The following is a 14,073-nucleotide window of genomic DNA, read 5'->3' as shown; positions in this document are numbered from 1 at the left end:
AGAGGCATTAAGGAGAGAGCGTGGAGTCTCATCCGTGGTGGACCGTTCTCGCGGTGACGGTGACGGTGACGGTGCTGGTCGCGGCCGTGTGGTGGGGGCTGTCCAGGGCGGCCCACGTCCGGCTGCGCAAGGACACCTGACATGGCCCGCACGATGCGCGACCGCCTGTTCGGCAAGTACGCCATGGAGGCGACCGTCACCGTCGCCGAGCAGGTCACCCCCGCCATGCGCCGGATCCGGCTGGAGACCGACCGGCCCGTCGCCTTCCCCTACACCCCGGGCCAGCACATCAGGATCCAGCTGAAGGACCCGTTGTCGGTGTCGGGCATCCTGCGCCCGGCCGAGACGCTGCGCACCTACACGATCTGGGAGCTCGCTCCCGACCGGAAGGCGATCGAGTTGCGCGTCCACCTGTACGCCGGCGACGGCATCGGCCTGACGTGGGCGCGGACGGTCCGGCCCGGCGACCGGACGACCTTCTGGTGGCCGCAGGGCGACTTCTTCACCCGCGAGGCGGCCTACCACGTGTTCATCGGGGAGGAGACCGCCGGCGCCGCCTTCGGGCCGATGATCCGGGCCCTGGACGCCTCGGCCGAGGTGTACGGCGTCCTGGAGGGCGAGTCCCCCGAGCACGACCTGCCCCTGCCCGGGGCGCGGCCGTTGCGCCGCGTCCACCGCCGCGGCGCCCCCGCCGTCTCCTCCCGGGTGCTGCTCGAAGCCGTGGCCGAGCTCGACCTGCCGGGCAACGCGGGGGCCGCCTACGTGGCCGGCGAGGCCAGGACCTGCCAGATGGTGCGCGACTTCCTGGTGCGCGAGCGCAACTGGCCGCGGGCCTCGGTCAGGACCAAGCCGTTCTGGGCCCCGGGCAAGCGTGGCCTGCACTGACAGTGAGGATGCAAGTGAACGCCTCCCGGTGGAGTCCGGCCGGACCCGCCGGCCCCGTCCGGGAGGCGCTCATCCGCACCCACCGGACGCGCTCCCCACACACCCGCTCACCCCGCTCGCACCTGGACTCCCAGGCAGAAAGGCCTCCCATGCGCCTCCCCCGTCTCCTGATCACCTTCGTCGCGGCGACCACGACGGTCAGCGCCGTGCTCGCCGACCTCGTCATCCCCGACCTGGCGGCGCAGCACGCCTTCAACCCGGGCTGGCCGCCCCACGCCAAGTTCCACGACGCCCAGTACATGGTGATGACCGTGCTCCTCGGCCTCATCGGCCTGACCCTTGCGCTGCGGCGAGGCCGGGACGCGCTGCTGCACGCCGCCGCCGTCCTGTCCGTCCCGTGGGTCGGCATGATCGGCGCGCTGCTGTTCCCCGGCACCGCCGCATACGACCCGGAGTTCGCCGACCGGACCGTCTTCGTCCTCGGCCTGCACGGGCAGGTGTTCATGGCGGTCGTCCTCCTGCTCGTCCTGCTCGGCGCGGCGGCGGCGGCCCGGCGGACGCCCGCCGGGCCCGCCGCCTCTCCGTGAACCGGCGCCCCCCGGAGGAACCCCGGTGACGGAGGCCCGCCGGGGCCGTCAGCGGGCGCCGATCTCCACCTGCGCCTGGCCCGAGCCGATCTGCACCGCCTTGACCTCGCAGAACGCCTCCACGCCCCAGTCGCCCAGCTCGCGCCCGTTGCCCGACCGCTTGTACCCGCCGAACGGCGCGAGCAGGTTGAACGGCGCCCCGTTCACGTCGACCCTCCCGGTGCGGATCCGGCGGGCGACCGCCAGCGCGCGCTCCGTCGAGGCCGACCACACGGCGCCGTGCAGGCCGTAGTCGCTGTCGTTGGCGATCCGCACCGCGTCGTCCTCACCGACGTACGGGATCAGCACCGTGACCGGGCCGAAGATCTCCTCCCTGGCGATCCTCATCCCGTTGTGCACGTCGGCGAAGACCGTGGGCCGGACGTAGAAGCCGCGGTCCAGGCCTTCGGGGGCCGCCGCGCCGCCGGCGACGAGCCGGGCCCCCTCCCGCTCCCCGAGCCGGATGTGGTCGCGCACCCGGGCCCGTGCGGCCCCCGAGATCAGCGGCCCCAGGTCGGTGCGCGGGTCGAAGGGGTCGCCCGTGCGCAGGGAGGCGGCGGTCGCGGCAGCGATCTCGACCGCCTCGCCGTACCGGGCCTCCGGGACGAGCAGGCGGCTCCAGGCCAGGCAGGCCTGGCCCGAGTTGAAGCAGGCCTGCCGGATGCCCGCGCCGACGGCCGTCTCGAGGTCGGCGTCGTCCAGGACGATGTTCGCGCTCTTGCCGCCGAGCTCCAGGTGCACCCGCTTGACCGTGCCGGCCGCGAGCGTGGAGACGCTCCGGCCGGCGCGCTGGGAGCCGGTCAGGGAGACCATGGCGACGCCGGGGTGCTCGGCCAGGGCCGACCCGACGACCGGGCCGGCGCCGCTGACCAGGTTGACCACGCCCGGCGGCAGGTCGCACTCGGCGAGCAGGTCGGCCAGGCGGAAGGTGTTGAGCGGGGCGAGCTCGCTCGGCTTGAGCACGACGGTGCAGCCCACCGCGAGCGCGGGCACCAGCTTCTGCATGACGAGCAGGAGCGGGACGTTCCAGGGGGTGATGCAGGCGACGACGCCGACGGGCTCGCGCAGGACCACCGAACCCCCCACCCGCTGCTCGAAGGGGTGGGAGGGCAGCGTCTCCAGGTAGGAGCGGAGCACCCCGAGGGCGAACTCCACCTGCACGCCGCGGGCCAGGTGGCGGGGCATGCCCACCTCCCGGGCGATCGTGTCCGCCAGGAACCCGGCGTCGGCCTCCAGGAGCTCCAGCAGCCTGCGCAGGGGGCGGAGCCGGGCCTCCAGCGGCAGGGCGGCCCAGCCGGGGAAGGCCGCGGCCGCCGCCTCCACGGCCCGCCGCGCCTCGTCCGCGGTGCCCGCGGGCACGCTGCCGACGACCTCCTCCCGCGCCGGGTCGAGGACGGTGAACCTCTCGCAGGTGTCCGGCGGGGTCCAGCGGCCGCCGATCCACAGGGCGCCCCGGTGGACGGGCGGCGCGGGGCGGGCCGTCGCGCCGTCACCGGCCGGGCCCGCCGACGGGTCCGCGGGCGGACCGCCCACGGGTGGGGTCACGGACGGGCTCGCGGCCCGGTTCGCGGACGGGGTCGCCGCCCGGTTCGCGGGCAGGGTCGCGGACGGGCTCGCGGGCAGGGTCTCGGTCATGCCGTGCTCCTTCTCTTGCGGACCCTCCGGGCTCTCGCGGCTCCCTTGCGTCCTCGGGGCCGGGGTCCGGCCGGGTTCGGCGGGACCCTAGGCGCGGCCGGGTCGGTGCCCGGTTACGCCGGCGGCGCCCGGTTACGCCGGCGGCCGGGGTCCCTGCGGAGGCGTAACCCCGGACCGACCCGCCCGGCCTACGGTCCACCGTGAACGACGACGTTCCGCGCCGGTGACGCCCGGCACGGTCCCAGGAAACGGAGGACGCGCAGTGGATCATCGCATCAAGAACGTGGTCATCCTCGGTGGCGGCACGGCGGGCTGGATGGCCGCCAGCTACCTCGGCAAGGTGCTGCAGGGCGGCGTGCGGATCACGGTCCTGGAGGCGCCCGCCATCCCCAGGATCGGTGTGGGCGAGGCGACCGTGCCGAACCTGCAGCGTGCGTTCTTCGACGTGCTGGGCATCCCCGAGGAGGAGTGGATGCCCGAGTGCAACGCGAGCTTCAAGATGGCGGTCAAGTTCGTCAACTGGCGCACGCCCGGCGCGGGCGAGAGCACCCCCCGGACGCTGGAGGACGGCCGGCCGGACCAGTTCTACCACCCGTTCGGGATCCTGCGCTCCCACGACGGGCTGCCCCTCTCGCACTACTGGTACAACGAGGTCCACGAGGGCCGCACCGGCGAGCCGTTCGACTACGCGTGCTTCCGCGAGCCGCCCCTCATGGACGCCAGGCTCTCGCCGCGCTGGCTGGACGGCCGCCGCTCGACCGCCTACGCCTGGCACTTCGACGCGCACCTGGTCGCCGACTTCCTGCGGCGCTTCGCCACCGGGAAGCAGGGGGTCGTGCACGTCCAGGACGAGATGACCGAGCCCGTCGTGGACGGGCGGGGCTTCGTCACGGCCCTGCGGACGAAGGGCGGCCTCACGCTCGAGGGCGACCTGTTCGTCGACTGCTCCGGCTTCCGCGGCCTGCTCATCAACAAGGCCATGGCCGAGCCGTTCATCGACATGGGCGACCACCTGATCAACGACAGCGCGGTCGCCACCTCCGTCCCGCACGACGACGAGGCGGAGGGGATCGAGCCGTACACCTCCTCCATCGCGATGCCCTCGGGCTGGGCGTGGAAGATCCCGATGCTGGGCCGGTTCGGCAGCGGCTACGTCTACAGCAGCCAGTTCGCCTCCAGGGACGAGGCGACCGCCGACTTCGCCCGCCTGTGGAACCTCGACCCCGACGCCACCTCCTTCAACCACATCCGCTTCCGGGTCGGCCGCAACCGCCGCGCCTGGGTGAACAACGTGGTCAGCATCGGCCTGGCCTCGTGCTTCCTGGAACCGCTGGAGTCGACCGGCATCTACTTCACCTACGCCGCGATCTTCCAGCTCGCCAAGCACTTCCCCGACCGGCGGTTCGACCCCGCCCTGGTCGACGGGTTCAACCGCGAGATCGAGGAGATGTTCGACGACACCCGGGACTTCCTCCAGGCCCACTTCTACTACTCGCCGCGCGTCGACACGCCGTTCTGGAAGGCGAACAAGGAACTGCACCTGACGGACAACATCAAGGGGAAGATGGCCGCCTACAAGGCCGGCCTGCCCATCAACCAGCCGGTAACGGACGAGGGCACCTATTACGGTAACTTCGAGGCCGAGTTTCGGAATTTCTGGACAAACGGTAGCTATTACTGCATTTTCGCCGGACTAGGCTGCCTGCCCGACAACCCCCTCCCCTCGCTCACCTACAAGGAGCGCTCGATCGAGCAGGCACGGGCGCTGTTCGCCGACGTCAAGCAGGAGCAGCGGGAACTGCTGGCCACGCTGCCGAGCAACCGCGAGTTCCTCCGGCTGCTGCACGGCAGGTGACGGCGCCTCCCCGCGCCCGGGCCCGTGCCGCGGGGCTCTCCGCGAGCCTCCGCGGCGCGGTCGCCCTCTGCACCGGCCCCGGACTCTTCCCGGGCATCCGCGCCCTCCGGGTGCCTCCGCGGCGCGGTCACTCCGGCGGCCGGCCGTTCCGCCCCGAGTCGATGACCGGGTTGATGAGCCGGGCCGCCATCGCCTTGCGGACCGAGTCCACCCGCGAGACGGCGCCGAGCTTGGCGTAGATGTTGGACAGGTGGCGCTTCACCGTGGCCTCGGTGATGCCGAGCCTGGTGGCGATCTGGGAGTTGGAGTAGGCGTCGGCGGTCAGCCGCAGCACCTCCATCTCCCGCGCCGACAGCGGCCGGCCGCCCCCCTCGGTCTGCTCCCCGTGGCCCAGCGTCTCGCGCGACACCGACAGCAGCACGTTGCGCGGGCTCTGGTGGACGGCGTGCAGGGCCGCGATCAGCTGGTCGCGGGCGATGTTCTTGACGAGGTAGGCGGCCGCCCCGCAGTCGAGGAGCTCCTGCACGATCCTGGAGTTCTGGTGCATCGTCAGGACGATGACCGTCGCCTCGGGGCAGACCTGCCGGAGCCGGCTGACGACCGCCCGGGCCCCGGGCCCCGGCATCTCGACGTCCACGATGACGATGTCCGGCCGCAGGACCGGCACCAGCGCGAGGACCCTGTCCCCGTCGGCCGCCTGCCCCACGACCTGGAAGGCCGGGTCGGTCTGGATCAGCTCCGCCAGGCCGTCCCGGAACAGGGTGTGGTCGTCCGCCAGCACCACCCTGATCCGCCGCTCATCCGGATCGGTCAACGTCTCCCGCCCTCTCCTCACCGGTGACGGCGTCCTTCGCCTCCGGTCTGCTCCACGGCCCCAGGGCCGGGTCCTCCCCCAGCGGCACCAGCACCTCGACGGTCGTCCCCTCCCCCACCCGGCTCGACAGGTTGACGGTGCCGCCGAGCAACGCGGCCCGCTCCCGCATCGACGTCAGTCCCCCGCCGCTGCGCGCCGCCCGCGTCGCCGTCACGTCGAACCCGCATCCGCGGTCGCTGACCGCCGCGCGCAGCACGCCGTCCCGCCCCTCGACCTCCACGTGGATCTCCGCGGTGCCCGAGTGCAGCAGCGCGTTGCGCACCGCCTCCCTGAGCAGGATGTAGATCTCCTCCCGCACCTCCCAGGGGAGGCTCGGCTCGCCGCCGGTCGTGGTCAGCGTGGTGCGGGTGGAGCGCGGGACCGTGATGCGCAGGTACTTGCCGAGCGCGGCCTCCAGGCTGTCGTCGCCGACCCGCTCCCACAGGTCCGCCGAGAGCCGCCGGGTGCCCTGCAGCCCCTCGTTGATCGCCTGCCGGGCCATCGCCAGGTTGGCGGCCGCGCGCTCGGGGTCGTCACCCTGGTAGACCTCGTAGAGGTCGAGCTGCTGCAGCGCCACCCCCATCCCGTGGGCGATCCGGTCATGGAGGTCACGCGCGATCCGGTGGCGCTCGTCCTGGTGGGCCGAGAGCAGCTTGGCGAGCAGGAAGTTGACGTAGGGCACCGATCCGACGGCGAGCCGTACCATGATGGCCCGCTGCAGGTCCAGGCCGATGGTCACCGTCCGCTCCTGCACGTCCAGGTCGTCCCGCGCGGCGAGCCTGCGGGCGAGGACCGGGAAGGCGGCCTCGAACATGAGGGCGGCCGCGAGGAGCGACTGCGTCGGATGCACGCCCTGCTGCGCGCGGGTGGCGCCGATCTCCATGCTGAGGGGGAGCGACAGGGCGTCCTCCTCCGGAGGGGCGCCGCTGCGGCGGGCCAGCACGTCGTCGACGACCAGGCCCGCCTGCCGGACGAGCTGCTCGACCACCGTCTCGTCGCTCAGCACGACGCTTCCCGCGGAGCTCAGCAGCGACCGGTAGGAGGCCACGACCTCGGCGTGAACGGCTTCCCTGTCATAACCGGGCTCCTCCCCATCGGAACTCTCGTCGTCGCGCAGCGCCATCCCACACCTCGACACTAGGGAGCAGTTCCGCCCGTTTACCGGGATCATTACATTAATCACAAAACATGCTTAAAACGCAGATAGTACGAAGTTCCGTGAAGTCCGGCAAGCGAGCACTCCGGATGTTCGAAGGTGTTTCGAAATCGGTACTTGTCGGCAAGAGAGATAAAACCGTACATGATCGTAATCATCTGGTCGACTTCGGCGGACCCCCACTAGGGTGGGGCCTCATGCCGATCATCACCCCGGAGCGCGCCCGGCTGATGCGCGCCCGGGCACAGGGGCTGGCCGGCGGCGTCAGGGACGGCGACGTGGCGCAGGTCGTCGGCCGCGCCTTCGCGATCCAGGCTCAGGACGCCGAGGCCGCCGCCCTCGGCCTGCGGGCCCGCGGCGCGCGGATCACCCGGAGGGACGTCTCCGCCGCGTACGGCTCCGCCCTCGTCCGCGGCTGGTTCATGCGCGGCACGCTGCACGCGGTGGCGGCGCACGACGCCAGGTGGCTGCTGGGACTGCTCGGGCCGGTCTTCCTGGCGGCGAGCCGCCGCCGGTACGCCGAGCTCGGCCTGGACGAGCGGCTCCAGGAGCACGCCGAGGACCTGATCGCCGAGGCCGTGGGCGCGGACGGGCCGCTCACCCGCGCCGAGCTCACGGCCCGGCTGGCGGCTCTCGGGGTGCCCCCGACCGGCCAGGCCGCCTTCCACCTCATCCGCCGCACGGCGCTGCGCGGGCGGATCTGCCACGGCCCGGAGCGCGCGGGCGAGGCGACGTTCGCCCTCCTCGACGACCTGGTCCCGCCCGGCGGTCCCCCGCCGCCGGCCCGCGAGGCCGCGGCCGAACTGGCCCGCCGGTACCTCGCCGCGTACGCCCCCGCCTCGGCCGGGGACTTCATCGCCTGGTCGGGCCTGCCGGCGGGCCTGGCCCGGCAGGGGTGGCACGCCCTCGAGGACGTCGCCGAGGCCGGGATCGGGGGCGAGGTGCACGTCCTGCCCCGGACCCGGCTGGCGGAGGCGGAGGAGCCGGAGCGGGAGGGACCCCCCGACGTACGGCTGCTGCCCGCCTACGACGGCTACCTCGTGGGCTACCGGACGAGGGACCTCTCGGTGCCGGCCGCCCACGCCGGGCGCGTGTGGCCCGGGGGCGGCCAGATCCGCCCGGTGGTCCTGGCGGACGGGCTGGCGGTCGCCACCTGGACGCGCCGGGAGCGGGCCGTCGGCGTCACGCCGTTCGGACCCCTGCCGCCGGAGATCGAGGCCGGGATCGCCGAGGAGTCGGCGGACGTCGCGCGCTTCCTGGCCTCCGGGACGGGCTGAGCCGGAACCCGCCGTGCACGCCGCACCGGAGGACGGAGCCGGAACCCGCCGCGCCGGAGGGCTGAACCGGGACCCGGGCTGGACGGATCGGGGCAGACCGCAGCCGGAGGGGCCCTGTCCGGACACCGAGCGGGGCCAACGCCGAACGGGGCGGGCCCGCTCGTGCGGGCCCGCCCCTGCGCTTTCCGCGCCCTTCCGCGTCCTCCTGCGCCTCCGTGTCCGCCGGCGTCCCTCAGTGCCGGTCAGTGCCGGTCAGTGCCGGTCGGCGCCGCTCTGTCCCTCTGCGTCCCTCAGCGTCCCTCAGCGTCCGTCATCCGGTGACGGACGCCACCGGACGCTCGGGGTCGTCCTCCGGGGTCCCGTCCTCCGGCTCCCCTTCCTCGTGCACGTCCTGCTCCTCCCCGCCGGGCTGCTCCCGGATGGCCGCCACCGGTCCCAGGAGCAGCGTGAGGCCGCCGAGGGCGATGATCACGCCGGCCAGCACGAGGCCCGGGGTCAGGCCCACGGTCTCGCCGATCACGCCGCCGGCCGCGTAACCGACGGAGAGCGCGCCGTAGACCGCCGCGAGCGCGGTGCCGCCGACCCTGCCCATCTGGTCGTTGGGGGTGACCCCCTGCACCAGGCTGAGCACGTGGATGTCGAAGATCGGGCTGACGAACCCGAGGACCGCCTGGACGACCAGCAGGCCCGCGAAGCCGCCGACCGCGCCGGCGGACGGGACCAGGATGTAGCCGGCGCCGAGCACGACCGCGACGAGGACGAGCGTCCGGCCGAGGGTGAGGGCCTTGGCGACCTGCTCGGACAGGACCGCCCCGACGATGACGAAGACGGCCATGACGGCCCAGGCGATGCCGACCTGGCCGGGGCTGAGGCCCAGCACGTTGTAGGCGTACACCAGGATCAGCGCGTCACCGATGGCCGCGCCGAAGTTCACCACGACGTTGGAGACGAACAGGCTCCGCAGGACCGGCGTGCCGAACAGCGTGCGCATGCCCTCCTTCATGTCGGCCGCCGCGGAGTTCCTGCGCCCCTCCACCCGCTCGCGGACCTCGCGGTGCCGGATGAACAGCAGCGCCACCAGCGAGATGAGGAAGGTGAACGCGTCCACCGTGACGGCCCTGGCCGCGCCCAGGACCTGCATGAGCGCGCCGCCCGCGCCCGCGCCGAGGGCCTCGGCGAGGCTCCGGCTGATCTGCAGCTTGGTGTTGCCCTCGACCAGGTTCTCGGTGCCGATGAGCTGCGGCAGCCAGGACTGGTAGGAGACCTCGAAGAACGTCGTGAGCACGCCGACGACCGCGGCCACGACGTAGAGGTGCGGCAGCGTGACCGCGTCGAGCGCGAACGCCACCGGGATGCTCGCGAGCGCCAGGAAGCGCCCGAGGTCCGCGGCGATCATGATCGACCGCCGCGAGACCCGGTCGGCGACCAGCCCGGCCAGCGGGGCCAGCAGGAAGAAGGGCAGGAACCTCAGGGTCCCCAGCACGCCGACCTCCACCGGACCGCCGCCGAGCGTGACGATCGCGATGGTGGGCAGCGCCAGCAGTGAGATCTTGTCGCCGAAATTGCTGACCGTCTGTCCGGCCCACAGCCGGTTGAAATCGGCGTGTCGGCCCAGTGATGCCTTCGCCATGCCATCGTCCTCTTTTCCGGTCGGGTCGGGAATTCTTTTCTCGGTCCCGGCGACCGTAACCACGACCGGTTATTGACCGGTTACGACGCAGACTTCCAGTCATATTCTCTGTCAGGAGATCTGCCTGGGCATAACCGGCCCTTCTTATGTTCCCGGCGCCGACGTAATTCGAATGGAGGAATCCATGACCGCTCTGCACCAGGAGCCGGACCGACCGGCGCTCCTCGCCCCTCCCGACCTTCCGGTCGCGGCGGGCCCGAGCGCCCTCGCCCCGGCCGAACGGCACGAGTACCGGATCTCCCCCCGCCGCTGGCGGGCGCTGACCGAGGCCGCCCGCGCCCACGGCGCCCGCCCGGAGGCCCTGATCGTGGCCGCGTTCGCCGAGGTGCTGCGGGGGTGGGCCAAGAGCCCGGACTTCACCCTGGCCTACCGCTCGCCCGAGGGGACCACCGTCCCGGTGGCCGCCCCGCGCACCGGGGACCGGTTCGGGGTCAGGGCCGCCAAGCTCGACCAGGCGATCGCCCGTGCGCTGGCCGGCACCGCGACCGGTGCCCAGACCGGTGCCCAGACCGACACCGCGACCGGCACCGGTGCGGGGACGGCCGGCCTGCCGGTGGTCGTCGGCACGCTGGAGGCCGGTCCTCCCGCCCGTCCGCAGGCCGGCCGGGAGTCCGCACCGGCCACCGCCGACGAGTCCGGGAGCGCGGAGCGGCCCCTGCTCGACCTGGGCTTCCGCCAGGAGGACGGCGGGCTGTACCTGCGCTGGGAGGCCGGGGGCGGCGTGTTCCCGCCCGGCCTGTGCGCGTCGATGTCCGGCGTCCTGACGGCGCTGCTGGAGCGGCTGGCCGACGGCGGGCCCGACTGGACGCGGACCCGCCCCGACGTGCTTCCCGGCGCCGACCGCAGGCTCGTCGACGAGGTGAACTCCACCGCCGGGCCCGTGCCCGACGCGCTGCTGCACGAGATCGTCTTCGCCAGGGCCGCCGAGCGCCCGGACGCCGAGGCCGTCGTCGACGGCCGCCGCCGGCTCACCTACGGCGAGCTGTCCTGTTACGCCCGCCGCATCGGCCGCCGCCTGCGGCGCGGCCGGGTGCGGGCCAACGAGCTGGTCGCCGTCGTCATGGAGAAGGGCTGGGAGCAGTACGCCGCCGTGTACGGCGTGCTCGCCTCCGGCGCCGCCTACCTCCCCGTCGACGCCGCCGCCCCCGCCGAGCGGCTGGCCCGGCTGATCGAGCGCGGGCGCGTACGGCACGTGCTCACCCAGTCGCACCTGGCCGAACGGCTGGCCTGGCCCGAGGGCGTGACCGTGCACCGGGTCGACCAGGAGTTCGAGACCGGGGACGACGGCCCGCTCCCCTCCGTCCAGAGCCCCGGCGACCTGGCCTACGTCATCTTCACCTCCGGGTCGACGGGCGAGCCCAAGGGCGTGATGGTGGACCACCGCGGCGTGGCGAACCTCGTCGCCGACGTCAACGCCCGGTTCGGAGTCGGCCCGGACGACCGCCTGTTCGGCATCTCGGGGCTGCACTTCGACGCGTCGGTCTACGACGTGTTCGGCGTGCCCGCCGCCGGTGGCACCGTCGTGCTGCCGGACCCCTTCGAGCGTGCCCAGCCCGACCGGTGGACCGACCGGGTGAAGGAGGAGCGCGTCACGCTCTGGAACTCCGTACCGGCGATCATGGAGATGCTCGTCGGTCAGGCCGAGATCCGCGACGACCGTCCCCTGTCCACCCTGCGGCTGGCCGTGCTGTCCGGCGACTGGATCCCGCTCACCCTCCCCGGCCGCCTGCGCGCCCAGGCCGGGGACCTGCTGTTCGTCGGTTCCGGCGGGCCGACGGAGACGATCTGCTGGTCGGTGTTCTCGCCCGTCGGCGAGGTGGACCCGGCCTGGACGAGCATCCCGTACGGCAAGCCGATCACCAACCAGCGCTACCTCGTCGTGGACGACGAGCTGCGGCGCCGCCCGGTGTGGGCCGTCGGGCAGATGGCGGTGGTGAGCGACGTCGGGCTGGCGCACGGGTACTTCGACGACCCGGAGCGGACCGCGGCCCAGTTCACGGCGCTCCCGGAGAGCGGGGAGCGCGCCTACCTGACCGGGGACGTCGGGCGCCACCTCCCCGACGGCAACATCGAGATCCTGGGCCGCGAGGATCACCAGGTGAAGATCCAGGGCTACCGGATCGAGCTCGGCGAGATCGAGGCGGTCCTGCGGGACCAGCCCTCGGTCGAGGCCGCGGTCGTCGTGGCGCCGCGCAGCGGATGGGGGGTGCGGCGCCTGCACGCCTTCGTCACCGGGAGCCAGGAGGCCGGGCGGGACCGGCCCGACCCGCGCGCGCTGCGCGCCCGGCTCCGGGAGCTGCTGCCCTCGTACATGGTGCCGGCCAAGGTCGAGGTCGTCGACGCGCTGCCGCTGACCCGCAACGGCAAGACCGACCGGCTGGCCCTCACCGAGCGGGCCGGCGGCGCGACCGCCGCCCAGGCTCCCGGACACCCCGCCCAGGCCCCGGGACACCCCGCCCAGGCCGCCGGGCACCCCCCGTCGGCCGGGCGGGAGGACCCGGCGGCGCAGGCCGTGCCGCCGGCGGGCCCGGACGGGCCCGGCAGCGCGCTGGAGCTCGTCATCGGCGCGCTGATGGGCGACGTGCTGGGTTCCGAGCCGGTCGAGCGCACCGGCAACTTCCTGCGGCTCGGCGGCGACTCGCTCAGCGGCACCCGCCTGGCGTACGCGCTGCGGGAGCTGCTCGGCGTCGAGGTGCCGCTCCGCCAGGTGTTCGACAACCCCGTCCCCGCCGACCTCGCCGCCGCCATCGCCGCCGTCCCGGTGCACGGGGCCGCGGCGGTGGCGGCGGCCGAGCTCATCGCGGAGCTGAGCGAGCGGGAGGAGGAGCCGGCCCTGCCCTAGCGGATCCCGCGAGCGCCCGGAGACCCTGGGGTCTCCGGGCGCTCGCGCGAGCGGGGGGACGACGGGATCGGGAGCCGGGACCGGAGCCGGAGCCGGAGAAACGATCGGGGCGGGGAAACGATCGAGGCGGGTCCGGAACCATCCGGACCCGCCTCGATCGTTCGGCGCCGACCCCGGTCAGCGGATCACGACCTCCGCCAGGACGGTCAGGTGCGCCGAGTACTGGGTCAGCATGAAGAGCCGGTACGGCCGGCGCTGGGCCCTGCGGTCACCGGTGCTCCACCGGCCGAGCGAGACGGCGGCCAGGGCGGCGCTCCCGGCGAGGACCAGCGCGGCGGCGGGCACCAGGACCGGCGCGACGGCCAGGGCCGCGGCGAGGAAGGAGCCGCCCACCGCCACGGCCGCGGCCGCGATGGCGAGCTTGGCCCGGCGCTCGCCCCACAGCAGCGGCAGGGTGTGGCGCCCCGCGGCCCGGTCCCCGGCGACGTCGGACAGGTCCTTGGCGAGCCCCCCGATGCCCATCCAGGCCGACATCGCCACCGCGAACACCAGCACGGTGCCGGTGACGGGGACGCCCGCCGCGCTGATGCCCGCCAGGTAGGTGACCAGACCCGCGCCCACCACGGCGACCTGCACCCCGGCGACGGTGTTCTTCAGCGGGGCCGGGCCGGTCGAGTAGGCCCAGCTGAGCACCAGGAGCAGGAGCGCGAGGAGGAAGAACCGCTCCGACAGCGCCGCGGCCAGCGACAGGCCGAGGGCGCCGAGCAGGAGGGCCAGCCGCCCTCCGGTGAGTGCGGACAGGTCGCCGCGGGCGATCGGCCGGGTGGAGCCGTTCGACTGGTCCTCGACGACGTCGGCCGCGCCGTTGAGCAGGTACGCGGACCAGGTCAGCAGGAGCCAGGCCGCCGCCCCCGCCGCCATCACCCCCCAGGAGACGTCCGCCGGCGCCCCGGCTCCGATGAGCGCGCCGGCGAACAGCCGGAGCTGGAAGATCACCTGGACCGCGGGCCGCGCCTCGGTCCAGGACAGCCGCACCGCCCGGCCGCTGATTACGGCCGCCGGCCGGACCGCTGCTTCGATCTTGTACACGGGATGCGTCATCGCGCTGCCTTCTGGCTAGGGGGGTGCGACGCACTCATCGTTCACGGGCGGTCGCCCGCCGTACATAGCGCGAGGTGTGCACCCCCCTACGACTAAAGTCGTAGTCCCCCTTGCACCTTGTGGGCAGCGCCCTTGAACAGGGCCTCCGCGGTT

General features: G+C 73.7%; 10 protein-coding genes. 5 read left to right on the top strand and 5 right to left on the bottom strand.

Going from position 1 to position 14,073, the window contains the following annotated elements; translation table 11 throughout:
- The first annotated feature begins 141 nt into the window (after window positions 1-141).
- Both HS048_RS18650 and HS048_RS18645 read left to right on the top strand, forming a co-directional pair.
- Window positions 142-885: a siderophore-interacting protein gene (locus HS048_RS18650; RefSeq protein WP_196467651.1), complete on the top strand. Its 744-nt coding sequence runs from the start codon at window positions 142-144 to the stop codon at window positions 883-885.
- A 149-nt stretch (window positions 886-1,034) separates the two neighbouring features.
- Window positions 1,035-1,472: a DUF6640 family protein gene (locus tag HS048_RS18645; RefSeq protein WP_196467650.1), complete on the top strand. Its 438-nt coding sequence runs from the start codon at window positions 1,035-1,037 to the stop codon at window positions 1,470-1,472.
- 48 nt (window positions 1,473-1,520) lie between these two features.
- Here the strand turns inward: HS048_RS18645 and HS048_RS18640 are convergent, their stop codons facing one another.
- A complete protein-coding gene (locus HS048_RS18640; protein WP_196467649.1) occupies window positions 1,521-3,146 on the bottom strand; it encodes an aldehyde dehydrogenase family protein in 1,626 nt (541 codons plus the stop codon).
- Window positions 3,147-3,408: 262 nt separating this feature from the next.
- Here HS048_RS18640 and HS048_RS18635 point away from each other — a divergent pair, with 262 nt between their 5' ends.
- Window positions 3,409-5,001, top strand: a complete 1,593-nt coding sequence (locus tag HS048_RS18635) for a tryptophan 7-halogenase (protein WP_307832536.1) — start codon at window positions 3,409-3,411, stop codon at window positions 4,999-5,001.
- A 127-nt stretch (window positions 5,002-5,128) separates the two neighbouring features.
- On the opposite strand, the gene HS048_RS18630 is transcribed toward HS048_RS18635, so the two are convergent.
- Entirely contained in the window at window positions 5,129-5,815 is a 687-nt protein-coding gene (locus tag HS048_RS18630; protein ID WP_068903141.1) for a response regulator transcription factor, read from the bottom strand.
- Complete coding sequence (locus HS048_RS18625; protein WP_068903143.1) at window positions 5,799-6,977, bottom strand: sensor histidine kinase; 1,179 nt, start codon at window positions 6,975-6,977, stop codon at window positions 5,799-5,801. Before HS048_RS18625 ends, HS048_RS18630 begins: the two co-directional genes overlap by 17 nt.
- Before the next feature lie 230 nt (window positions 6,978-7,207).
- On the opposite strand from HS048_RS18625, the gene HS048_RS18620 reads away from it, so the two are divergent.
- Window positions 7,208-8,287: a winged helix DNA-binding domain-containing protein gene (locus HS048_RS18620; protein WP_196467648.1), complete on the top strand. Its 1,080-nt coding sequence runs from the start codon at window positions 7,208-7,210 to the stop codon at window positions 8,285-8,287.
- 310 nt (window positions 8,288-8,597) lie between these two features.
- Here HS048_RS18620 and HS048_RS18615 read toward each other — a convergent pair whose 3' ends face one another.
- Window positions 8,598-9,917 carry an MFS transporter gene (locus HS048_RS18615; protein WP_191897785.1) on the bottom strand — a complete coding sequence of 440 codons (1,320 nt, stop codon included), beginning with the start codon at window positions 9,915-9,917 and terminating at the stop codon, window positions 8,598-8,600.
- A gap of 184 nt (window positions 9,918-10,101) precedes the next feature.
- Between HS048_RS18615 and HS048_RS18610 the strand changes: the two genes are divergently transcribed.
- A complete protein-coding gene (locus HS048_RS18610) occupies window positions 10,102-12,819 on the top strand; it encodes an amino acid adenylation domain-containing protein (protein WP_196467647.1) in 2,718 nt (905 codons plus the stop codon).
- A gap of 177 nt (window positions 12,820-12,996) precedes the next feature.
- Here HS048_RS18610 and HS048_RS18605 read toward each other — a convergent pair whose 3' ends face one another.
- Window positions 12,997-13,920 (bottom strand): UbiA family prenyltransferase, encoded by a 924-nt coding sequence (locus tag HS048_RS18605; protein WP_196467646.1) that lies wholly within the window; start codon window positions 13,918-13,920, stop codon window positions 12,997-12,999.
- Between the last annotated feature and the right edge of the window lie 153 nt (window positions 13,921-14,073).

The organism is Planomonospora sp. ID91781 (assembly GCF_015711595.1).
Classification (GTDB): Bacteria; Actinomycetota; Actinomycetes; order Streptosporangiales; family Streptosporangiaceae; genus Planomonospora; species Planomonospora parontospora.
Note: the sequence above shows the minus strand (reverse complement) of the source record. Positions and strands in the feature narration are given on the sequence as shown.

Coding starts and splice junctions, on each gene's coding strand:
- HS048_RS18640 (WP_196467649.1), bottom strand. CDS start 3,146: ATGACCGAGACCCTGCCCGCGAGCCCGTCCGCGACCCTGCCCGCGAAC.
- HS048_RS18610 (WP_196467647.1), top strand. CDS start 10,102: ATGACCGCTCTGCACCAGGAGCCGGACCGACCGGCGCTCCTCGCCCCT.
- HS048_RS18625 (WP_068903143.1), bottom strand. CDS start 6,977: ATGGCGCTGCGCGACGACGAGAGTTCCGATGGGGAGGAGCCCGGTTAT.
- HS048_RS18615 (WP_191897785.1), bottom strand. CDS start 9,917: ATGGCGAAGGCATCACTGGGCCGACACGCCGATTTCAACCGGCTGTGG.
- HS048_RS18650 (WP_196467651.1), top strand. CDS start 142: ATGGCCCGCACGATGCGCGACCGCCTGTTCGGCAAGTACGCCATGGAG.
- HS048_RS18605 (WP_196467646.1), bottom strand. CDS start 13,920: ATGACGCATCCCGTGTACAAGATCGAAGCAGCGGTCCGGCCGGCGGCC.
- HS048_RS18645 (WP_196467650.1), top strand. CDS start 1,035: ATGCGCCTCCCCCGTCTCCTGATCACCTTCGTCGCGGCGACCACGACG.
- HS048_RS18620 (WP_196467648.1), top strand. CDS start 7,208: ATGCCGATCATCACCCCGGAGCGCGCCCGGCTGATGCGCGCCCGGGCA.